Below are 19,705 nucleotides of genomic sequence, written 5' to 3'. Positions count from 1 at the left end.
ATGGTCGATAGTCCCAAGGTCCTGGTCGTCGAGGATGAAGCTCTTCTACTTTTCTCCATTTCAGACGAGCTCAAGGACGCTGGTTTTGAAGTTCTGGAGGCGGTGGATGCCCAGCAGGCGCTCGTTTTGCTGGAGCGAAACCCAGACGTGAAAGCCATTTTCACCGATATCAATATGCCCGGTTCGATGGATGGTCTCGCCCTGTCGCGATATGTGCGAGACCGCTGGCCGCCGATCAAGATCGTCGTCACGTCCGGGAAGCATCGCCCATCAGACCGAGATCTTCCAGCAGAGAGGCTTTTTGTCCCCAAGCCGTATACCACTGACGGTGTAATAGCGGCGTTGACTGCTGCGTTGAGATAGGCGGCGTTTGCCTGGTCGAGACCACGCCTAGATAGTCGGTGGCGCTCACTCGACCAAGGGCGAGCCGACGCCGAGGAGGGCTTCGCCCTGGTTCACGCTCAGGCTGGTCATGCGATAGACGACGATGCCGTCCTTCTCCGAGCGAATGGTGGCGAGGACAGCACCGAACACGTCACGGATTTCGCCGAGGACTTCGCCGGTGACGATGGCTTCGGCGATCTGCTTGGCCGAGTACCACAGGCCATCCATCGGGGCGGTGGGCACCCACATGGTGACGAAATCGGGCGTCGTCTGGGGCGCTGGTTTGACCGGGCCGGTGATCATGCCGAGATGCAGCATGACGCGGGCGATACCGTCTGTGAGTTCGCCAACCAGCGCATCGTCCCACAACCCATTGCCGCTCATTTCGGGCAATAGGCTCGGAATGCCATGCTTGACGGCGCCATTGACGGAATTGGTCTTGCCGTCCGACGCAATAGCGATCGGGATTCCGAAGGCAACGGCTAAGGCTTTGGAGCCCGCATCGCCCCGCGGATAAATGCTGAAGGGCAGCAGCGACTCGTCCAGGTCGCCGCCATGTAGGTCAAGATAAGCGTCGGCTTGCGGAAACACGGTATCGCTTAGCCAGAACGCCAGTTGCTCGCTGAGCGTCCCGTCGGGCTTGCCGGGGAACTGGCGGTTCAGGTTCTTGCCGTCCTCGGGCATGATGTAGATGCTGCGCTTGCGAAAACCCTGCATGTTGAGGATGGGCAGGATGACCATCGTGCCCGTGAGGTCTTCCGGCTTGGTCTGTTGCAGACGGATAGCGGCTTCGATCGAGCAGAACTCGGACGCATGCACGCCCGCCGTCACCAGCAGGACGGGGCCGGGCTTTGTGCCTTCGATGACCGTGAACGGGATGTCGATGCCAGCCAGTGGCTGCACATAGCCTTGTTCGACGCGAGGGGTGCCAGTGCGGAAGGATGGAAGTGCGTTCATTGTTGCGGGTCCGGATATGACAGAGGCGCGGCGGGCGTGACCGCCAGATCAAGTTCGGTGCGGCTGACGATGACGCAATCAACATCGGCATAGACCCAGTCACCGGGACGGAACGTGGCGCTGCCGATGGTGAGCGGAACATCATTGGTGGCAGCGAAGCTCGCCCAGCCACGGCGGGCCGTGGTGCCGAGCGCCTTGACGCCAAGGTCGAGATTTTCCATGCCGAGGCTATCGCGGATGACGCCGTTCATGACCACACCGGCCCAGCCATTGTCGGCGCCGAATTTGGCGAGGCGGTCGCCCATCAGGCCGATGCGCAGTGAGCCCTGGCCATCGATGACCAGCACGCGGCCATTGCCGGGTTGCTGCAAGGCGGCCAGAACCGGCGTGTGGTCTTCGAGTGTCGCGAGGGTGGCACAAGGGCCGAAGAACGAAAGATTGCCGCCGAAGGATCGGAATTGCAATTCGCACACCGAAAGGCCGGCATGGTGCACGTCGTAGAGGTCGGCGGTGACGATTGGCGGCTGGCGCATCAGAGAAGGACCGAACTGACGTCGGCATGAGTGCCGACGAAGAGATTGCCATCGGCATCTATCCAGCCGCGGAACATGCCATCGGTGTTGAAGGGAGCGGTGATATTGCCTTGGGCATCGACGGCGACGATGCCGGCGCCAATGCCATAGCTCGCGAGGTCGGATTTGATCACATAGGCGGCAGCGGCGGCGAGACTTTCGCCCAAATAGGCAATGCGGCTGGCAATTTCGTGGCCGACGGCGTGGCGGATGAAGAACTCGCCGGCACCGGTGCCCGAAACGGCGCAGACTCCATCTCGCGCATAGGTGCCGGCGCCAATGATCGGGCTATCGCCGATGCGGCCTTCAGGCTTGTTGTTATAGCCCCCGGTGGAGGTGCCCGCCGCCAGATGCCCGGCGATGTCGAGCGCAACCGCGCCAACGGTGCCGTGCTTTTCCGCTTCGGAAGCAGATTTGAGCGTACCTTCGAGCGCCTTGGCCTTGAGGCTGGCCAATGACGCGACACGGCGCTCCGTGGTGAAATAGGATTGTTCGACCATATCCAGACCGGAGCGGGCGGCAAAATTGTCGGCTTCGGGACCGCCGAGCATGACCGGGCTGCCCTGCTCCAGCAGCGCCCGCGCGGCGCGGATCGGATTGCGAATGCGGCGGACCAGAGTGACGGCCCCCGCCCCCAGATCGGCGCCGCGCATAATCGACGCATCAAGTTCGTGGATGCCGCCAGCGTTGAGCGCGGCGCCGTGACCGGCGTTGAACTGGGGCGAGTCTTCCATAATCACGATAGCCGCTTCGACGGCATCCACCGCGGAACCGCCTTCATTCAGGGTGCGCCAACCGGCGAGCAATGCCTCGCCCAGACCGTGGCGGGCATCGGCCCAGTCGGCCCCCGATAGGTCGAGCTTGGCCATAACGCCACAGCCGCCGTGAATGGCGATGACTGGGCGGGTCATGATTGCGCCGTGAGGGCGGCGACCTTGTCGGTCAGGTCAGCGATATACGGCGCGGTATCGAGACCGCGCCCTGTGACGCGCTGCAAGGTTTCGGCGGGCGAGGACGAGCGGCCATGGCTATAGATATTGTCGGTCAAGAAGGTCGTAAGCGGGGCGTAATTGCCGCCGTCGAGACCGGCCGCGATCTCGGGCTTCTGCCGCGCCGTGGCGAAGAATTGCGAGCTCATGATATTGCCCAGCGTGTAGGTTGGGAACGAGCCGACATAGCCGTGCGACCAGTGCACGTCCTGCAGCACGCCTAACGTGTCGTTGGGCACGGTGAGGCCGAAATAGATCTTCATCTTCTCGGCCCAGATGCCGGGCAGCTCGGCCACCTTAATCTCGCCGGCCATCAGGCCAGCCTCGATTTCCGAGCGCAGGATGATGTGCAGGTCGTAGGTCAGCTCGTCCGCTTCCACGCGGATGAAATCGGGGCGGACCTGATTGACAGAACGCCAGAATTCGTGGGCCGACACATCGCCCAGTTGCTCGGGAAAATGCGCCTGCAATTCGCCGAAATGCAAATCCCAGAACGCGCGGGAACGGCCGACGCGGTTTTCCCAGAGGCGGGACTGGGATTCGTGCATGCCAAAGCTGGCGCCGCCGACAGCATAGAGATTGATCAGGTCCGTGGCGAAGATCGAGCGGGTATATTCGGGTGCGACGCCCTGCTCGTACATGCCGTGGCCAGCTTCGTGCCACAGGGCGAAGAAGCCTCCGGGCAGCCAGCTTTCGCGGAAGCGGCTGGTGATGCGCACGTCGTGGCGGGTGAAGGAGATTTCGAACGGGTGCACGGTGTCGTCGAGCCGGCCGCGATTGAGGTCGTAGCCCATGCGCTGCGCCATCGCGAGCCCGAAGGCCTTCTGCTGCTCGACGGGATAGGAACGACGGAGGAAATCGGTGCGCGGTGGTGGCGCTGCAGCGGCCTGTTCAATCAGCGGCACCAAAGCGGATTTGAGGCTGCCATAGATGGTCTGCAACTGCGCCAGCGTCATATCCGGCTCATAGCCGTTGAGCAGCGCGTCATAAGGATGGGCGGCAAAGCCGATGGCCTGGGCGGTTTCGCGCTGGATGGCGATCATGCGTTCGAGCACGGGCGCGTAACCGGCGAAATCGCTGGCAGCCCGAGCCTCCACCCATGCGGCGTTGGCGCGGGTCTTGAGTTCAGCTGCCTCGCCGATCAACGCTGCAGGAATGCGGCTGAGGATGCCGATTTCCTTCGTCGCCTGGGCCACTGCGCGGTGGCGAATGTCGTCAGCGGGCGCATTCGCCAGTTCGGCGCGGGCGCCGTCGATGGCGCGAGCCATGGCCTCGCCAGTCGCCAGTTCGCGGGCCAGGCTCGTGAGCGTCGAGACTTGCGCCCCCCGCGATTCAACACCGCCGGGCGGCATCACGGTGCGCGAGTCCCAGGCGAGCAAGTTGACGGCGCAAAGGATGTCGTTGACCTGCGCGATGGCAGCTTCGAAAGCGGAATAGGTCATGAAATGGCTTCAAGGTTCTGGATTGCGGGTAGGCCGAAATCGGTCAAGTGGCAGGCGGCCTTATGAGCCGGCGTACGGTCGCCGAGCAGCGGTCGCTCGACGAAGCAGCGGTCGAAAGCGTGGGGGCAGCGGGTGTTGAACAGGCAGCCCTTGGGCAGGTTGATGGGGCTCGGCAATTCGCCACGCGCGGCCACGGTGCGGGTGCGCTTGGTGGGATCGAGCTCAGGCGCGGCATCGAGCAACGCCTTGGTATAGGGATGGCGGGGCGCCGAGAACAGATCCTCGGTCGGCCCGATCTCGACGATTTTGCCCAGATACATCACGGCGACACGATGCGAGATATGCCGCACCAGCCGCAGATCGTGGGCGACAAAAACCACCGTCAGGTGCAATTGCTCCTGCAGTTGCAGGAGCAGGTTGACCACTTGAGCCTGCACTGACACGTCGAGCGCCGAGACCAGTTCATCTGCCACCAGCACATCCGGCTCGACCGCCAAAGCGCGGGCAATGCCGATGCGCTGGCGCTGGCCGCCGGAGAATTCGTGCGGGAACTTGTCGGCGGCGTCGGACGGCAAACGGACGAGGTCGAGCAGTTCGGCAATGCGCGCGGGGATTTGAGAACGCGGGCGCATCTTGTGGACGCTCAGCGCCTCGCCCAAAATCTCGCGCACCCGCATACGCGGATTGAGCGAGCTGTAGGGGTCCTGGAAAATCATTTGGACACGGCGGTTGAAGGCCCGGCGGTCGGCACCTTTGAGGTCGGCAATATCCTCCCCCTCGAAACGCACACGGCCATCGTCGCAATCGAACAGGCGCACCAGGCACCGCGCCAGTGTGGACTTGCCGCAGCCGCTCTCGCCGACGATGCCGAGGGTTTCGCCGCGGTTGATCTGGAAGCTGACGCCATTGAGGGCATGCACCGCCAGCCGAGGCTGGCCGGTCAGGCGGCGCCACATGCCATGCGGAATGTGGAATTCCTTGCTGACTTCCTCAGCGGAGATCAGCGTCTGGGTCAGGGTGGCGTTCATGCGACGGGCGATCCGGCCGCAGCGACTTCGCGATGGTGATGGCAGGCCACCAGATGGGCCGGGGCGAATTCGGCGAGCATGGGTGTCTCCTTGCGGCAAATATCGGTGGCAAAAGTGCAGCGCGGGTTAAATGCGCAGCCCGGCGGGATCGAGGCGAGCCCCGGCGGTGTGCCCTCGATGGACAGCAACATCGTGCGCCCTGCCCCTCCGCGCGGCACTGAGCCGAGCAGGCCACGCGTATAGGCATGATGCGGCTCGGCAAAAACATCGACGACCGTGCCGGTTTCGACAATCCGTCCGGCATACATCACCGCCATGCGGTCGCAGGTGGCGGCGACGACGCCGAGATCATGCGTCACCAGAACGACGCCCATCTGCAGCTCATCACGCAGGTCGAGAATGAGCTTGAGGATCTGGTCCTGGATGGTGACATCCAGCGCGGTGGTGGGCTCGTCCGCCAGCAGCAGTTTGGGGCCGCTGGCGAGAGCGATGGCGATCATGACGCGCTGACGCATGCCTCCGGAGAACTGGTGCGGATAGTCCTTGAGACGGCGTGCGGCCTCGGGAATGCCAACCAGATCCATCAGTTCGCGGGCGCGGGCCGCGCGTTGGCGGCTGTCGAGCGCTGTATGGGCGCTGAGGTTTTCCTCGATCTGGATTCCGACCGGCAGCACCGGATTGAGCGCGGTCATCGGCTCCTGGAAGATCATGGCGATCTCGCCGCCGCGGACCTTGCGCAATTCGCGCTCGGACATGGTCATCAGGTCGCGTCCCTGCCATTTGACGCTGCCCTCGACGATGCCAGGCGCATGTACCAGGCGGAGGATGGAGTGTAGCGTGACGCTCTTGCCGGATCCCGATTCACCGACAAGGCCAACCACCTCGCCCGGCATCACGTCGAAGCCAACATCTTTGACCGCCGTGACCCAGCCATTGGCGGTCTTAAAACCCGTCGTCAGATTACGAACTTCGAGGGCCGGTGTCATTTCTTGGTCCTCAGCAGTTCGGCTAGGCCGTCGCCGACGAGGCTGAAGCCGAGTCCAGTCACTACGATGGCGACGCCGGGAAACACGGAAATCCACCAGGCGGTATTCATGAAATTCTTGCCGTCAGCGATCTGCACGCCCCACTCCGCGATCGGCGGTTGGGCGCCCAGACCGAGATAGCCGAGGCTGGAGCCGAGCAGGATGGCCAGCGCCATGTCGGTCATCCAATAGACCAGAGCCGGGGTGATTGCATTGGGCAGCAGGTGGAGGAAGATGATACGCAGTGGGCGGTAGCCCATGGCGCGCCCGGAATCGGCGTAATCGAGGCGCTTTTGCACCTGCACTTCGGTCGCCACCAGGCGGGCATAGAACACCCAGCCGACGACGCTGACAGCGACATACATGTTGATCAGGCCCGGCCCCAGCACCGCGACGATGGCGATCACCAGCACGAGGAACGGGAAGGTGATGATGGCATCGACCACACGCCCGAACAGCGCATTGACCCAGCCGCCGGCATAACCGACCAGCGCGCCGATAAATGTGCCGAAGACGAAGGGGAACAGCGTCGCAAACACGGCGATCTGCATGTCGACCGTATAGGCATGGATGACGCGGGACAGCACGTCGCGGCCAAAGCTGTCGGTGCCGAAGGGATGGGCTATGGTCGGCGCCTGCAGCAGCGCATTGTAGTCCATGGCCACGGGGTCATAGGGAGCGAACAGCGACGGGAAAAACGCGACTACTGTGCTGAGCGCGATGATGGTGCCGCCAAAGACCAGCGTGAATGGTATGCGGATAAGCGTGCGCCGTTTGGCGACCGGAGCAGTTGCGACCAGAGTCATCGGGCAACTCGCGGATCGAGATAGGCTTGCACGATATCGGTGAGCAGGAAGGTCAGCGAGACGCAGACCGCCAGCGCCAGCGTCATGCCCTGCACCACCGGATAGTCGCGACCATAGATGCTGTCGATCATCAGCCGCCCTGCCCCCGGAATGGCGAACACGGTTTCGGTGATCACGGCGCCGCCCAGCAGGGTACCGATGGAGAGGCCGAACAGCGTCACGGTGGAAATCAGCGCATTGCGCAGCACGTGGCGGATCATGATCAGCCGCGGCCGCAGGCCCTTGGCGCGGGCGAAATCGACATATTCCGCGCCCACGACGCCGATGATGGCGGCACGCAGATTGCGCATCAGGATCGCCGCGAGACTGAGCGCCAAAGTGAGCGCCGGCAGGATCAGGTGATGCACATGATCGAGGAAACCTTCCCCATAGCCGCCGACGGGGAACCAGCCCAAGCCAGCGCCGAATACGGTCAGAAGGATAATACCCAGATAGAAAACCGGCATGGAAAGGCCCACCTGAAACACGCCGCGAATGGCGTTATCGGCAAGCTTGTCGCGCTGTAGCGCGGCGAGGAACGCCAGCGGTAGAGCCAGGATCAGCGCGATGATCGCCGCCATCAGAGTCAGCATCAGAGTGACCGGCATCCGTTGGGCGATCAGGTCGACAACCGGAATCTTGAGGACGATGGAATTGCCGAGATTGCCGGTGGCGATGGATTTGACGAACACCAGGAATTGCACGAAAACCGGCTGGTCGAGTCCCAGTTCGTGATTGATGCGATCGACATTGGCGTCGATGGCGCGATCACCCAGAATGGCGCTGGCAGGATCGCCCGGCAGCAGGCGGACCAGAATGAACACCACGATGATGATGAAGGCGAAGGTCGGGATCAGCTGCAGAATGCGGCGGAAAATATAGGGGATCAGCAACAAAAGCTCACTCCGCATCCCAGGGAAGAAAATCGGGTGGAGGCAAGCCTGCCCCCACCCAAATCGGCTTACTTGTCGAGCCAGGCGGCGCGGAAGATGTTGTTGCCCAGCGGGATCTGGTTGAAACCCATCGTCGTCTTGCTCAGGGCCACCGGGTAAGGCGTCTCGTAGAGAGGCACGGTGGGGCCTTCGGTATTGAAGATTTCCTGGATGCGGGCGTATTCCTCGGCTCGCTTGGCAGGATCGATCTCACTCTGGCTGGCTTCGTAAAGCTTGTCAGCTTCATCGTTCTTCCAGCCTGAATGCAGGGCGTCGATGGTGGGCGAATAGGCGAAGTAGGACGTGATTTCATTGGGATCGGCAATGTCGTCGGTCCAGGCGGCGACGCGCATGTTCATTGTGCCGTCGCGATATTGCTGGGTGCGGGTGGCATTATCGACCTGCTGCAGTTCCAGCTTGACGCCAATGGCGGCCCACATCTGCTGCACGGCGGTGCCGATACCGATTTCGTCCTGATTGCCGGCGAGCACCAGCAGGCTGGTCGAGAACCCGTCGGGGAAGCCAGCTTCGGCCATCAGTGCCTTGGCTTTTTCAATATCGTAGGGGTAGAGCGGATCGGTCCCGGTATGCATTGGCGTCGCGGTCGACATGAACGAGGTCAGTTGCGTACCAACGCCGTGGGTCACGATCTGGATGATCGCTTCCTTGTTGGTGGCATAGTTCAGAGCCTGGCGCACTTTGGGATTGGCCAACGGATTGTCCGTGCCATTGACCTGCTGTCGCACGTTCATTGAAATGTACTGCACTCGGGTGGAGGGATACATTTCCATGTTCAAATTGTCGGAGGCCTCGAGCTCATCGACGCGGGCATAGGGAATGAGCTCGGCGCCATCGACCTCGCCGGACTGCAACCGCAGGATGCGCGTCGCGTCGTCGGGGATCACCTCGAAGGTCACGCCATCGAGATAGGGAAGTGCAGCGCCATCCTCGCCCTTGTCCCAATAGTAGGGGTTCTTGAGCAGCTTCATCGTCGAACCGCGTTCCCACGACGAGAACATGAACGGCCCGGAGCCGACCGGATGCTCGGCAAAAGCCTTGGCCTTGTCAGCGTCGCTCGCGCCGGCCTCTGCCTCGAACAACGCCTTGGGCATGATGGCGGTATTGAACACGGTCAGCGCCGAAATAAACGCCGGATCGGGATGCGCCAGCGTGATGGTCACGGTATTGCCTTCGGTCGCAATTGAGGCGATCGATGCCACGAGAAACTGCCACGTCGTATCCGGCACAGCAGCGCGCTCAAGTGACCATTTGACGTCTTCGCCGGTGATTGGCGAGCCATCCGAGAACTTGATGCCGTCGCGCAGGGTCAACGTGACGGTCAGGCCGTCCTCCGACACTTTCCAATCCGTCGCGAGGCCAGGCTGCACGCCCTTGCCGTCATCTGTAGGCAGCAACAGCGTATCGTAGAGGTTGGACAGGATCCAGATATCGACATTGGCGTCGTTCAGGACGGGGTCAAGGAACAGGCTGTCGGCATAGCGCGCATAGGTCAAGATGCCACCTCGCTCGACCGCAATGGCCGACGAACTGACGCCAAGAAGAAGGGCCGCCGCGATGGCAGCAATGGTCACGATCTTCATGCTTTCGCCTTTCAGAGTGCAGGGAAACTGTTCTACTAACATGTAACGTTGCATGCGATTTACGTGACGTCAACGCGCCAAATTCAGGCTCATCCGCTGAATTTGAGCTATGCCAGTATAACACCTTGTCCGATCCTTTGTGGCTGTGATAGCAAAATAGAACACATACGTGGACGACGGTTTCATGGACTTTTTTATCGACCGGGACCTCCCGATCCCCATTCGCCAACAGATCAAGGGCGTGATCGAGTACGGTATTGCCTGTGGCGACCTGCTGGTCGGCCAGCCATTGCCATCGGTGCGCGAACTGGCCGAACAGGTCGGCGTTGCTCCCATGACTGTGAGCCTGGTCTATCGCGACCTCAAGAAGGACGGGCTGATCGATTCCCGGCCCGGCTCAGGCACCTATGTGGCCGACAGCTCGCAGGCCCGCATGGCAGCGCGCGCCGATATCGATGCATTGCACCGCCAGATCGATGCCCTGATCGACAACGCCATGGGCATGGGTATTCGTACCAGCGACGTCGCCGCCCTGTTCAATGCGCGCCTATCGTACCGCCTCAGCCTAGGCCACCGCGTCAGCGTGGTTATGGTGGGGCTGTTCCACGAAGCCACTGCGAGCTATGCGCGCTTCATCGCCGCCCAGCTGGGCAGTAGCGCCACCGTCGAGCCGATGACTATCGATGCCATCCTGCGCAACGAAACCGCCAAGGATCGCGCCGGCTCGGCCGATCTGGTGGTGACGTTCGCCAATCGGCATCGTGAGGTATCGAGCCTGTTACCAAACACCAAGGTGGTGTCGATCCGCTTCATTCCCGCCGAAGCCACGCGCATGGCGCTAGCGGCTCTCGACCCGATGGCGCGGGTGGCGGTTGTATCGCTGTTTCCCGACTTTCTGCCGATTATCAATGCCGGCGTGCAGCGCTTTGCCGCCCATGTGCAGGACATTACGGCCGCCACTATCGACGATGCCGATATCGTCGCCGTGCTGGCTGCGGCCGATGTGGTGGTGTTTTCCACAGGTGCCGAGACAGTTGTCGGGATCGCCCGGCCGGCCATGTCAGCCATCGAATACCGCCACACGCCGGACCCCGGCGATATAGAACGCGTGGTTATGCCATTCATCACCGCGGCTAGCCAGCAAGCGCCAGCAGAACGGAAGGAAGCATCGTGAAAATCGCCGAGATGAACTGGAGCCAGGTCGAGGATTATCTCAAGCGCGACGATCGCTGCGTGGTTCCGCTGGGCAGTACCGAGCAGCATGCGGGGCTGTCGCTGTCGGTGGATTCGATCCTGGCGGAGAAGGTCGCGCTCGACGCCGCCGAGCCGCTCGGCATTCCGGTGTTCCCGGTCTTGCCTTATGGCATCACGCCGTATTTCCTGGCCTATCCCGGCTCGATCAGCCTGCGCATCGATACTTACACCCGCATCATTCGCGACATTCTCGATGGGCTCAAAATTCAGGGCTTCAAGCGCATCCTCCTGGTCAACGGCCATGGCGGCAACCAGCCGGGCGGCAGCCTCGCTATCGAATGGATGGCCGACAATCCCGGCCATGCGGTCAAGTTCCACAACTGGTGGAATGCGCCGGCGACGTACGCCAAGGTGCAAGAAATCGACACCGTCGCCTCGCACGCGTCGTGGATGGAAAATTTCGGCTGGACCCGCCTGCCCAGCGTGACGCAACCAACCCAGCGCAAGCCGATGATCGATCTGTCGCGGATGCGCTACATGGACCCGGCTGGCGTGCGCGCCTATCTGGGCGACGGCAATTTTGGCGGCTACTACGAGCGCGACGACGCTGAAATGCAGGCGATCTGGGACATCGCCGTGACCGAGACGCGCGCCCTGATGGAGGGGCCGTGGTCATGAGTGACCCCATTCTGATCTGGGGCGCTGGCGCCATCGGCGGCACGCTCGGCGCAGCGTTCATCCGCACCGGCCACGAGGTTGTCTTCGTCGATAACGTCCCCGAGCATGTTACCGAAATGAACGAATTTGGCCTGCGCATTGTCGGGCCAATCTTCGAGGATACGGTCCGGGCCAAGGCGTTTCTACCGGCCGATCTGATCGGGCAATTCGAGACCATCTTCCTTTGCGTGAAGGCATTGCACACCGACGCTGCCGCGCGCGATCTACTGCCGCATGTGGCGCCCAACGGCGTCGTCGTCTCCGCCCAGAACGGGCTCAATGAGCTGGTCATAGCCGACATCATCGGCCGCGATCGCACCATGGGATGCTTCGTCAATTTCGGCGCCGATTTTCTCGAACCCGGCATTGTTACCTTCGGTGGCCGCGGCGCCGTCGTCATCGGCGAACTCGATGGCAGCACGACCGAGCGCCTTGTGGCTCTGCATAAGCTGCTGCTCGACTTCGAACCCGATGCAGTTTTGACCAGCAATATCTGGGGTTACCTGTGGGGCAAGCTCGTCTATGGCGCGCTGCTGTTCGCCACAGCGCTGACCAATGACAGCATAGCCGACGCCCTCGCCGACCCTGCCTATCGCGCCGTCCTGACCGATCTCGGCCGAGAGGTCGGCGCTGTCGCCAAGGCCGAAGGCATTGCCACAGAGGCTTTCAATGGCTTTGATCCCGGCGCTTTCGTTCCCGGTGCATCGCAGGCGCAGATCGATAACTCGTTTGACGAAATGGTTGTGCATAACCGCAAGTCGACCAAATCCCATTCCGGCATCTGGCGCGACCTCGCGGTACGCAAACGCCAGACCGAGGCCCAAGATCAACTTGGTCCAATTGTCGATGCCGGGCGGCGCAACGGCGTGCAAACTCCCCTGACCGCACGGCTGATCGCGATGATCCGCGAGATGGAAACCGGGCAGCGCACATTTTCGCCCGATAATATGACGGTGCTCGCGAGCGCCGGAACGGTAGCGGTGGCCTGAGATGAATATCGATTTTGCCAGCAAGACTGTCGTCGTCACCGGGGCGGCACACGGCTTTGGCCGCGCCATCGCGCTGGCTTTTGCGGCGCATGGCGCCATCGTTTACGCCTGCGACGTCAATGCGGAGGGCTTGGCTGAAACGGTCCGTCTCGGCGGCGGCAAAGGCCTGAGCCTCGATGTCGGCGACCATGACGCGGTGCAGTCGGCCATCGCCCAGATCGAGAGCGACGGGCACGCGGTCGATATTCTGGTCAATAACGCCGGTGGCGTGCGCGGACAGGTCGGGCGGCCCATCGAAGAGATCAGCGCCGCCGACTGGCAGACCATTTTCGATGCCAACGTTTCTGGCGCTTTCTTCATGACCCAGGCGGTGGCGCCGGGGATGAAGCGCCAGCGCTATGGCCGCGTTATCAATATTTCCAGTGGTGCCGGGCTCGGCATCAGCCTGACCGGCATCCAGGCGTATGCCAGCGCCAAGGCCGGCCAGATCGGCCTCACCCGCCAGCTCGCTCACGAACTCGGCGCCTGGAACATTACGGTCAACAATATTGCCCCGGGCTTCGTGCGCTCCAACCCGACCACCGAGCGGCAATGGGACGCCATGGGCACCGAGGGACAGGAAAAGCTGCTCAACAATATCGCGCTCAAACGGCTCGGCACGCCCGACGATATCGCCAATGCGGTGATGTTTTTCGCCTCCGAGCAGGCCGGCTGGATTTCCGGCCAGGTGTTGAGCGTGGACGGCGGCAAGTGAGCGAGATCGAAGACTATCTCGCTGGCCAGGAGGCCGAAGTCCTCGCCGATGTGATCGCCTTCTGCCGCATCCCAAGCGTCAGCACCGACCCGGCCTTCGCCGATGGCATCACCGCCGCCTCGCAGTTCGTCGCCGAGCGCATGCGCAAGGCCGGATTTCCAAAGGTCGAAATCGTGTCGACCGGTGGGCACCCAACAGTGATCGCCGAATGGTGCGAGACGCCGGGTACGCCAACCGTACTGGTCTATGGCCATTATGACGTCCAGCCGCCCGATCCGCTGGACAAGTGGCTGAGCCCGCCGTTCGAGCCGACGATCCGGAATGATCGGCTTTATGCCCGCGGCGTTTCCGACGACAAGGCGCCGTTGCTGCTGCCGATCATCGTGGCGGAGGCGGTCGGCAAGCTGCGCGGCGGGCTGCCGATCAATCTGAAGATGCTAATCGAGGGCGAGGAAGAGTCTGGCAGCCAGCATTTCGAGCCCACGGTGGAGCGGCTAAAGGAGCGCCTCGCCTGCGACATCGTAGTATCCGCCGATGGTGCCATGTGGCGGCCCGATATCGCTTCAGTCACCGTGGCGACTCGCGGCCTGTCGGCGCTCGACGTCGTAATCCACGGCGCCGGCAAGGATTTGCATTCGGGCCGGCATGGTGGCAGCGCTCCCAATGCGGTGCGCGTGCTGACTCATCTGCTGGCATCACTGCATGACGCGGAGGGCAATGTGACCGTGGACGGCTTCGCCGACAGCGCCTTGCCCCCGGACCCGGCAATCATCGCTGCCATCAAGGCCATCGGCTTCGACGCGGGTGCCTATTTCGACGAAATCGGCGCCAAGCGCCCCGACCCTCTGCCCTCGGGCGAAGACTTGCTGACCCGCCAATGGCTGGTCCCCACGCTGGAATTCAACGGCATTTCCGGCGGCTATGCCGGGCCGGGCACCAAGACCATGATCCCAGCACAAGCCTCCGCCAAGATCACCTGCCGTTTGGTGGCGAGTCAGGACCCCATGGCAGTCCTCTCGGCAATCGAAGCGCATCTAAAAGCCAAGCTGCCCAGCGGCTACACGCTCGAAGTGCATGGCCACGGACCCGGCACGACCGCTTTTGCGCTCGATCCCGACCTGCCGGCGCTGCGGATTTCTGAGGATATATTCGGCGAAGTGCTGGGGCAAAAGCCGCTGCGCGTCGCCATGGGCGCCACCATTCCGATTGGCGCGGTGATGAAGAAACACCTCGGCGTTGGCATGATCTTCTTCTCGTTCTCGACCTCCGACGAGGACTATCACGCGCCCAACGAGTTTTTCCGCCTCGCCAACCTGCGGATCGGCCTCATCGCCTGGGCGCGGCTGATTGAGCGGCTGGGACGAGAGGGATGAGCGAGGACATCGGCTTCCTCGAAATTGCCGAACTGGGCGCACGCTATCGGGACGGTCGGCTGACGCCGATCGACGTCGTGCGCCACGCGCTGGCGCGCATCGACTGTCTGGAGCCCAGTCTCAACGCCTTCGCCAATCCGATGGCGGAAATGGCGCTGGCAGATGCCGAAAAGCGGACTAGCGAATTGGCGTCGGGCCTGGACCTGGGGCCATTGCACGGCATTCCTGTTGCCATCAAGGATCTGATTGATGTCGAGGGTGTGCCGACCGGCTTCGGCACGCGGGCGCGCGAGCCACAGATGGCGACGCGCGATGCTGAGCTAGTTGGCCGGTTGCGAGCCGCCGGAGCCATCATCCTCGGCAAGACCAACCTGCTCGAATATGCCTATGGCGTTGCCCATCCCGATATCGGGCAGACCAATAATCCCCACAACACCGGACGCACATCCGGCGGCTCCAGTGGAGGTTCGGCGGCTGCCGTCGCGGGGGGAATCGTTCCGCTCGCCATTGGCACCGACACCGGCGGCTCGATCCGCATTCCCGCCAGTTATTGCGGCATTGTCGGCCTCAAGCCCAGCTTCAGGCTGGTCAGCCTTGATGGGGTCTTCCCGCTGTCCTGGAGCCTTGATCACGCCGGCCCGCTGGCGCGCAATGTGGCAGATGCGATGATCGGACTCGCGGCAATCGCCGACATCGACAGCGCTCCACAACGCGATATCGCCGGGCTGCGGATCGGGCTGATCGACCGCCATTTCGGCTCGCATGAAATCACGCCGGGCGTTCGCGAAGCGCTCGATGCGGCGCTGGCATTGCTCAAAGCCAGGGGCGCCGAATTGGTCCCGATCAGCATCGTGGGCTTGGAGCGGGTGAACACCGAACTGGTGACGGTCCTTCACCCCGAGGCCTCGGTGATCCATCGCGACCTGCTGCGGCAAAATCCGCTCGGCTATGCTCCTGTCACCCGCGCGCAGCTTGAAGATGGGTTCAAGACGACGGCAGCCGATTACCTGCTCGCCATGCGCTATCGCGAAACGTTCCGCGCATCGGTGGAAGCGACATTTGCGCAGGCCGATGTGCTGGCCAGCCCCAGCGTGCCGTTCGTGGCACCACGCCAAGATCCGCGGATCGAGGATGGCGAAGAGGGCGAAATGCTGTCGAGCGGTTTTGCCAATGTCTCCGGGCATCCCTCGATCAGTATTCCCGCGGGCATGAGCGAGGGGCTACCCGTGGGGCTGCAATTGACTGGCCCACTGGGGCGCGATGCCGCTCTGCTCGCTATGGCCGGGACAATCGAACGCGCAGTGGGCGCCTATCGGAGGCCCAAGTCCTGATCGCCCTTGCGCACGGCACTTGGCTTGCAAAGGCGATGAGACGCCCACACACTTGTCGGTGGGCAAGGGTCGATAAGCCTGCACCTACCCTGCTCTAGTCTTCATCAATCCGGATTGCATCATGACCGATACCGTTCTCGACCGTTTCCTGCGCTACGTGGTCATCGATTCGCAGTCGGACGCTGCCTCACCGACCCAACCTTCGACCGACAAGCAGAAAGATTTGGGCCGTGTGCTGGTATCCGAGCTTCTGGCCATCGGCCTTGCCGATGCCCATTTGGATCAGAACGGCTACGTCTACGCCACCGTGCCGGCCAATACCGACAAGGACGTGCCAGTCATCTGCTTTTGCTCGCACATGGATACGGCGCCCGATTTTAGCGGGACCAACGTCAAGCCGCAGGTTTTGCGCAACTATGCCGGCGACGACATCACCCTGGTCGGCGATGCCAGCCGCGTGATCCGCGTAGCCGAGCATCCCGAACTCGCCAACCAGGTCGGCAACGACGTGATCACCTCCGATGGTACGACCCTGCTCGGCGCCGACGACAAGGCCGGTCTTGCCGAGATCATGACAGCGGCCGAAATCCTGCTGCATGACAAGTCCATCCGGCACGGGACGATCAAGCTGCTGTTCACCCCCGATGAGGAAATTGGACGCGGCGTCGACAAGGCCGATCTCAATAAGATAGGAGCCAGATTTGCCTATACGATGGATGGCGAAACCGCGGGCTCCGTCGAGGACGAAACCTTTTCCGCCGACGGACTGGAAATTGCCATTACGGGCGTTGCCATCCATCCCGGCTTTGCCAAAGACCGGATGGAAAACGCGATCAAGATTGCCGGCGAAATCACTGCCCGGCTGCCGCGTGACGTCTCGCCCGAAGGCACCGAGGGCCGAGATGGCTTCGTGCATCCCGTCGGCATCACCGGTTCGATGGAAAAGGCGAAGATCACCATGATCGTACGCGATTTCACCGAAGTTGGACTGGCTACAAAGGCCGCCATGGTCGATGAGATTGCCAAGACCGTGATCGCCGCATACCCGCACTCGACGTACCGCATCACGATCAAGGAGCAGTACCGCAACATGAAACTGGTGCTCGACCAAAATCCCGAGATCGTGGACTACGCCGTGGAAGCCATCCGCCGGGCGGGCATGGAGCCAACTCGCGGCTCAATTCGGGGCGGGACCGATGGTTCGCGACTGTCCTTCATGGGCTTGCCCTGCGCCAATATCTTCGCGGGCGGCCATGCCTTCCACTCCCCCCTCGAATGGGTCAGCCGGCAGGACATGGAAAAGGCCGTCGCCACCATCGTTGAACTGGCGCGCGTCTGGGAAGAGCGAGCATGAACCGCGCTGACCGCAAATTGCCCACTTCCGCAGTGGGACATTTCGTGAGGAGCCATGAGCCGATGCGGGCTACGCCGCCCTAATAGCTCGTTGGTATCTGGTCGGCGGCCATGGCGCCTGCGATCATGGGCAATCCGACCGACCTGAGCTTGGGGAGGAGTTGACCAATAGTTTCTGCCGCACCGATCCCGCGATCGCCAAGGCATTCGCACGAACGACCTTTACTTCGGACAATCGCGCCGATCTGCCGCGCGTCACGGCGCGGACGTTGATCCTTCAATGTGCAGAAGACATCATTGCAGCCCCGGCAGTCGGGGAATACGTCCCGACCGCGCAGTTTCGTGAGCAATTCATTGCCGTGCTGCGAGACACGATCTTCGCAATCCGCTCGCCGGGACTGAGGCGGGCGTCGCATCCTAGAGCGGGAGCACCCTGAAAGCCTAAAGACCCTTCGTATTCTCGGACTGATGAGTGAGAGCATTGCGAGGATGTCAGGACTGATCGATGATGTCGTGGATCTGGCGCGCAGCCTGCTCGGGGGCGGCATTGCTTTGGACCGCCAACGCGACCGGGGGATCGAAGCCACGATTGCGCAGGTCATCGAGGAAATGCGGGTTGGGCACCCGGATAGGGCCATCGAAGCTCTGTTTGATCTGCCGCATGCGGTCGACCTTGAGCATTCCCGCATTGCCCAGATGTTTTCTAACCTGCTGGAGAATGCCGTCACGTACGGCGCACACGATCGCCCCATCACCATCCAGGCAATCATCGCCGACGGGCATTTCACCCTCTCGATCGTCAACGGGGGGAGCCGATCCGCCCGCTGCCATGGAGCACCTGTTCCAGCCGTTCTATCGCGGGAGGTCCAACCCAGCGTGCAGGGCCTGGGGTTGGGCCTGTTTATCGCCAGCCGGATCGCCGAGGCCCATGGTGGGACACTGAGGGTGGAGTCAAACGCTAAACAGACCAAGTTCACTTTCCGGATGCCGATGCAATGACGCCGGCGAGCCGCAGTTGGGTCGGCACTCAGTCTTTTATATCCGGGATCGCCAGTCGGCGACCTTTCGCACGAAAGCGTCCCACTGGAACGGCTTGCCCATTATCTGGATGCCATGCCCTGTGTCTGCGGTTGAGCGCGGCGTCTTCCGCGTAGCCAGAGATGAACAGCACCTCCAATTCGGGACAGAGACACATCAACCTTGCCGCTTTCAGGAGCACGGATGATTGGAACGAGTACGGTAGTTGATCCGTAAGTCCCTACTGCGCGTTGCGCCGGTATTCCGTGGGATCGACCCCATACCGCGACTTGAAAAGCTTTGAGAAGTGGCTGCGGCTTTCGTAGCCGACGGCTGTCGCAACCCGTTCGATGGGTCGTTGTGTGGTGGCGAGTAAGCGCGCGGCCTGTTTTAGGCGCAGATCGCGTACGAATTCGCCAGGACTTTGGCCCAGAGTTTCAGTGAAAATTCTGAGGAAGCTGCTGCGGCTCATGCCTGCCATGCGTGAAAGCTCGTCGATGGAAAAATCGCCTTCGGGCATATCAATGAGCTTGAGGATAACCTGTTCGAGCAGGTTGCTTGAGGCCGAACCCAGCATCCATTCGGGATAGCGCCCCTCATCGTGCTGCATGCGCAGCAGCAAGAGCAGGCACAGACGCAGCAGCTGTTCGACAATGGGACGGCTGCCAGCGCGGGGGGTGCTAAGTTCAGAAATCAGCTGTTCGATGGCGCGGGGTGCTATTGGGGATTCCAGTTTGGCGCTGGTGATGGTTTCCCCGAGCGGGTCGAGCAGCACCGGCGTCCGGCGCTGTCCAACATCACGGTGCCACAGACAAACACCAGCGGCATCTCGGTACCGTCGCCGGCTTTGATATGCTGCAGGAGCGATGGCCCATTCTGCGCTTCAAGAGCAGCTTCCACTTCCCGTATCGTGCGTCCGCTGGCTTCGAACTGGCCTTTGAGCGCCGAGGGTATCAGCACGAAAGTTTCCGGACCCAGCAGGATCGGCTGGCGACCGGGGATCTCCAGCCGCCCGGTGCCTTGTAGAACATAATGCACATGGGCGATCGGGGATGGCGGAAACGACAGGCGCCAGCCTGAGTGAACTTCGCAATAGCCAATCGCACTAATTTTGAGATCGAGAGAACCTAGTAGGCGGTCAAAAATCGCGCTCACGTCTGGCTCCCCACAGCACGCATTTGGAACGATCAAGCACCGCTTCG

The 19,705-nt window shown here is 62.1% G+C and carries 20 protein-coding genes and 1 pseudogene; 10 read left to right on the top strand and 11 right to left on the bottom strand.

Going from position 1 to position 19,705, the window contains the following annotated elements; all coding sequences use genetic code 11:
• Positions 1-363 carry a response regulator gene (locus ABIB57_RS21200; protein ID WP_354043374.1) on the top strand — a complete coding sequence of 121 codons (363 nt, stop codon included), beginning with the start codon at positions 1-3 and terminating at the stop codon, positions 361-363.
• A 45-nt stretch (positions 364-408) separates the two neighbouring features.
• Here the strand turns inward: ABIB57_RS21200 and ABIB57_RS21195 are convergent, their stop codons facing one another.
• The 9 genes from ABIB57_RS21195 to ABIB57_RS21155 all read right to left on the bottom strand — a co-directional run bounded on the left by ABIB57_RS21195 (position 409) and on the right by ABIB57_RS21155 (position 9,775).
• Positions 409-1,341, bottom strand: coding sequence for a succinylglutamate desuccinylase/aspartoacylase family protein (locus ABIB57_RS21195; RefSeq protein ID WP_354043238.1), 933 nt, complete (start codon positions 1,339-1,341; stop codon positions 409-411).
• Positions 1,338-1,874 (bottom strand): ribonuclease E activity regulator RraA, encoded by a 537-nt coding sequence (gene rraA / locus ABIB57_RS21190; RefSeq protein WP_354043237.1) that lies wholly within the window; start codon positions 1,872-1,874, stop codon positions 1,338-1,340. The genes ABIB57_RS21195 and rraA overlap by 4 nt, the downstream gene beginning before the upstream one ends.
• Entirely contained in the window at positions 1,874-2,824 is a 951-nt protein-coding gene (locus ABIB57_RS21185) for an isoaspartyl peptidase/L-asparaginase family protein (protein ID WP_354043236.1), read from the bottom strand. The genes rraA and ABIB57_RS21185 overlap by 1 nt, the downstream gene beginning before the upstream one ends.
• On the bottom strand, positions 2,821-4,344 hold the full coding sequence (locus ABIB57_RS21180) for a carboxypeptidase M32 (protein ID WP_354043235.1): 1,524 nt from the start codon (positions 4,342-4,344) through the stop codon (positions 2,821-2,823). Before ABIB57_RS21180 ends, ABIB57_RS21185 begins: the two co-directional genes overlap by 4 nt.
• The gene (locus tag ABIB57_RS21175) at positions 4,341-5,372 is read right to left on the bottom strand and encodes an ABC transporter ATP-binding protein (RefSeq protein ID WP_354043234.1); all 1,032 of its coding nucleotides are present in this window, start codon (positions 5,370-5,372) and stop codon (positions 4,341-4,343) included. The genes ABIB57_RS21180 and ABIB57_RS21175 overlap by 4 nt, the downstream gene beginning before the upstream one ends.
• Positions 5,369-6,358 (bottom strand): ABC transporter ATP-binding protein, encoded by a 990-nt coding sequence (locus ABIB57_RS21170; protein WP_354043233.1) that lies wholly within the window; start codon positions 6,356-6,358, stop codon positions 5,369-5,371. Before ABIB57_RS21170 ends, ABIB57_RS21175 begins: the two co-directional genes overlap by 4 nt.
• Positions 6,355-7,203, bottom strand: a complete 849-nt coding sequence (locus ABIB57_RS21165) for an ABC transporter permease (protein WP_354043232.1) — start codon at positions 7,201-7,203, stop codon at positions 6,355-6,357. Before ABIB57_RS21165 ends, ABIB57_RS21170 begins: the two co-directional genes overlap by 4 nt.
• Positions 7,200-8,138: an ABC transporter permease gene (locus ABIB57_RS21160; RefSeq protein WP_354043231.1), complete on the bottom strand. Its 939-nt coding sequence runs from the start codon at positions 8,136-8,138 to the stop codon at positions 7,200-7,202. Before ABIB57_RS21160 ends, ABIB57_RS21165 begins: the two co-directional genes overlap by 4 nt.
• 65 nt (positions 8,139-8,203) lie before the next feature.
• Positions 8,204-9,775 carry an ABC transporter substrate-binding protein gene (locus ABIB57_RS21155; protein WP_354043230.1) on the bottom strand — a complete coding sequence of 524 codons (1,572 nt, stop codon included), beginning with the start codon at positions 9,773-9,775 and terminating at the stop codon, positions 8,204-8,206.
• Positions 9,776-9,959: 184 nt separating this feature from the next.
• On the opposite strand from ABIB57_RS21155, the gene ABIB57_RS21150 reads away from it, so the two are divergent.
• From ABIB57_RS21150 to ABIB57_RS21110, 9 genes and pseudogenes are all read left to right on the top strand, one after another.
• Complete coding sequence (locus ABIB57_RS21150; protein ID WP_354043229.1) at positions 9,960-10,949, top strand: GntR family transcriptional regulator; 990 nt, start codon at positions 9,960-9,962, stop codon at positions 10,947-10,949.
• Positions 10,946-11,647 (top strand): creatininase family protein, encoded by a 702-nt coding sequence (locus ABIB57_RS21145; protein WP_354043228.1) that lies wholly within the window; start codon positions 10,946-10,948, stop codon positions 11,645-11,647. Before ABIB57_RS21150 ends, ABIB57_RS21145 begins: the two co-directional genes overlap by 4 nt.
• Positions 11,644-12,675: a ketopantoate reductase family protein gene (locus tag ABIB57_RS21140; protein WP_354043227.1), complete on the top strand. Its 1,032-nt coding sequence runs from the start codon at positions 11,644-11,646 to the stop codon at positions 12,673-12,675. The genes ABIB57_RS21145 and ABIB57_RS21140 overlap by 4 nt, the downstream gene beginning before the upstream one ends.
• Position 12,676: 1 nt before the next feature.
• Positions 12,677-13,429, top strand: coding sequence for an SDR family NAD(P)-dependent oxidoreductase (locus ABIB57_RS21135; protein ID WP_354043226.1), 753 nt, complete (start codon positions 12,677-12,679; stop codon positions 13,427-13,429).
• Complete coding sequence (locus ABIB57_RS21130; RefSeq protein WP_354043225.1) at positions 13,426-14,802, top strand: dipeptidase; 1,377 nt, start codon at positions 13,426-13,428, stop codon at positions 14,800-14,802. Before ABIB57_RS21135 ends, ABIB57_RS21130 begins: the two co-directional genes overlap by 4 nt.
• Positions 14,799-16,133, top strand: a complete 1,335-nt coding sequence (locus ABIB57_RS21125) for an amidase (protein ID WP_354043224.1) — start codon at positions 14,799-14,801, stop codon at positions 16,131-16,133. Before ABIB57_RS21130 ends, ABIB57_RS21125 begins: the two co-directional genes overlap by 4 nt.
• Before the next feature lie 121 nt (positions 16,134-16,254).
• On the top strand, positions 16,255-17,487 hold the full coding sequence (pepT, locus tag ABIB57_RS21120; RefSeq protein ID WP_354043223.1) for a peptidase T: 1,233 nt from the start codon (positions 16,255-16,257) through the stop codon (positions 17,485-17,487).
• Between the two features lie 98 nt (positions 17,488-17,585).
• A pseudogene (locus ABIB57_RS21115) lies at positions 17,586-17,812 on the top strand (alpha/beta fold hydrolase); the annotation flags it as partial.
• Between the two features lie 163 nt (positions 17,813-17,975).
• A complete protein-coding gene (locus ABIB57_RS21110) occupies positions 17,976-18,485 on the top strand; it encodes a sensor histidine kinase (protein WP_354043222.1) in 510 nt (169 codons plus the stop codon).
• 259 nt (positions 18,486-18,744) lie between these two features.
• Here the strand turns inward: ABIB57_RS21110 and ABIB57_RS21105 are convergent, their stop codons facing one another.
• Both ABIB57_RS21105 and ABIB57_RS21100 read right to left on the bottom strand, forming a co-directional pair.
• A complete protein-coding gene (locus ABIB57_RS21105; protein ID WP_354043221.1) occupies positions 18,745-19,278 on the bottom strand; it encodes a helix-turn-helix domain-containing protein in 534 nt (177 codons plus the stop codon).
• On the bottom strand, positions 19,221-19,658 hold the full coding sequence (locus ABIB57_RS21100; protein WP_354043220.1) for a cupin domain-containing protein: 438 nt from the start codon (positions 19,656-19,658) through the stop codon (positions 19,221-19,223). The genes ABIB57_RS21105 and ABIB57_RS21100 overlap by 58 nt, the downstream gene beginning before the upstream one ends.
• Between the last annotated feature and the right edge of the window lie 47 nt (positions 19,659-19,705).

This window comes from Devosia sp. UYZn731, from assembly GCF_040546795.1.
In the GTDB taxonomy this organism is placed as follows: domain Bacteria; phylum Pseudomonadota; class Alphaproteobacteria; order Rhizobiales; family Devosiaceae; genus Devosia.
The sequence above is the reverse complement of the archived record's forward strand: the minus strand, read 5'-3'. Positions and strand labels throughout refer to the sequence as shown.

What these genes read in the sequence shown, in the direction of transcription:
- ABIB57_RS21165 (WP_354043232.1), bottom strand. Translation starts at nt 7,203, where the DNA reads ATGACTCTGGTCGCAACTGCTCCGGTCGCCAAACGGCGCACGCTTATC.
- ABIB57_RS21200 (WP_354043374.1), top strand. Translation starts at nt 1, where the DNA reads ATGGTCGATAGTCCCAAGGTCCTGGTCGTCGAGGATGAAGCTCTTCTA.
- ABIB57_RS21110 (WP_354043222.1), top strand. Translation starts at nt 17,976, where the DNA reads ATGTCAGGACTGATCGATGATGTCGTGGATCTGGCGCGCAGCCTGCTC.
- ABIB57_RS21180 (WP_354043235.1), bottom strand. Translation starts at nt 4,344, where the DNA reads ATGACCTATTCCGCTTTCGAAGCTGCCATCGCGCAGGTCAACGACATC.
- ABIB57_RS21155 (WP_354043230.1), bottom strand. Translation starts at nt 9,775, where the DNA reads ATGAAGATCGTGACCATTGCTGCCATCGCGGCGGCCCTTCTTCTTGGC.
- ABIB57_RS21185 (WP_354043236.1), bottom strand. Translation starts at nt 2,824, where the DNA reads ATGACCCGCCCAGTCATCGCCATTCACGGCGGCTGTGGCGTTATGGCC.
- ABIB57_RS21150 (WP_354043229.1), top strand. Translation starts at nt 9,960, where the DNA reads ATGGACTTTTTTATCGACCGGGACCTCCCGATCCCCATTCGCCAACAG.
- pepT (WP_354043223.1), top strand. Translation starts at nt 16,255, where the DNA reads ATGACCGATACCGTTCTCGACCGTTTCCTGCGCTACGTGGTCATCGAT.
- ABIB57_RS21175 (WP_354043234.1), bottom strand. Translation starts at nt 5,372, where the DNA reads ATGAACGCCACCCTGACCCAGACGCTGATCTCCGCTGAGGAAGTCAGC.
- ABIB57_RS21125 (WP_354043224.1), top strand. Translation starts at nt 14,799, where the DNA reads ATGAGCGAGGACATCGGCTTCCTCGAAATTGCCGAACTGGGCGCACGC.
- ABIB57_RS21195 (WP_354043238.1), bottom strand. Translation starts at nt 1,341, where the DNA reads ATGAACGCACTTCCATCCTTCCGCACTGGCACCCCTCGCGTCGAACAA.
- ABIB57_RS21140 (WP_354043227.1), top strand. Translation starts at nt 11,644, where the DNA reads ATGAGTGACCCCATTCTGATCTGGGGCGCTGGCGCCATCGGCGGCACG.
- ABIB57_RS21135 (WP_354043226.1), top strand. Translation starts at nt 12,677, where the DNA reads ATGAATATCGATTTTGCCAGCAAGACTGTCGTCGTCACCGGGGCGGCA.
- rraA (WP_354043237.1), bottom strand. Translation starts at nt 1,874, where the DNA reads ATGCGCCAGCCGCCAATCGTCACCGCCGACCTCTACGACGTGCACCAT.
- ABIB57_RS21170 (WP_354043233.1), bottom strand. Translation starts at nt 6,358, where the DNA reads ATGACACCGGCCCTCGAAGTTCGTAATCTGACGACGGGTTTTAAGACC.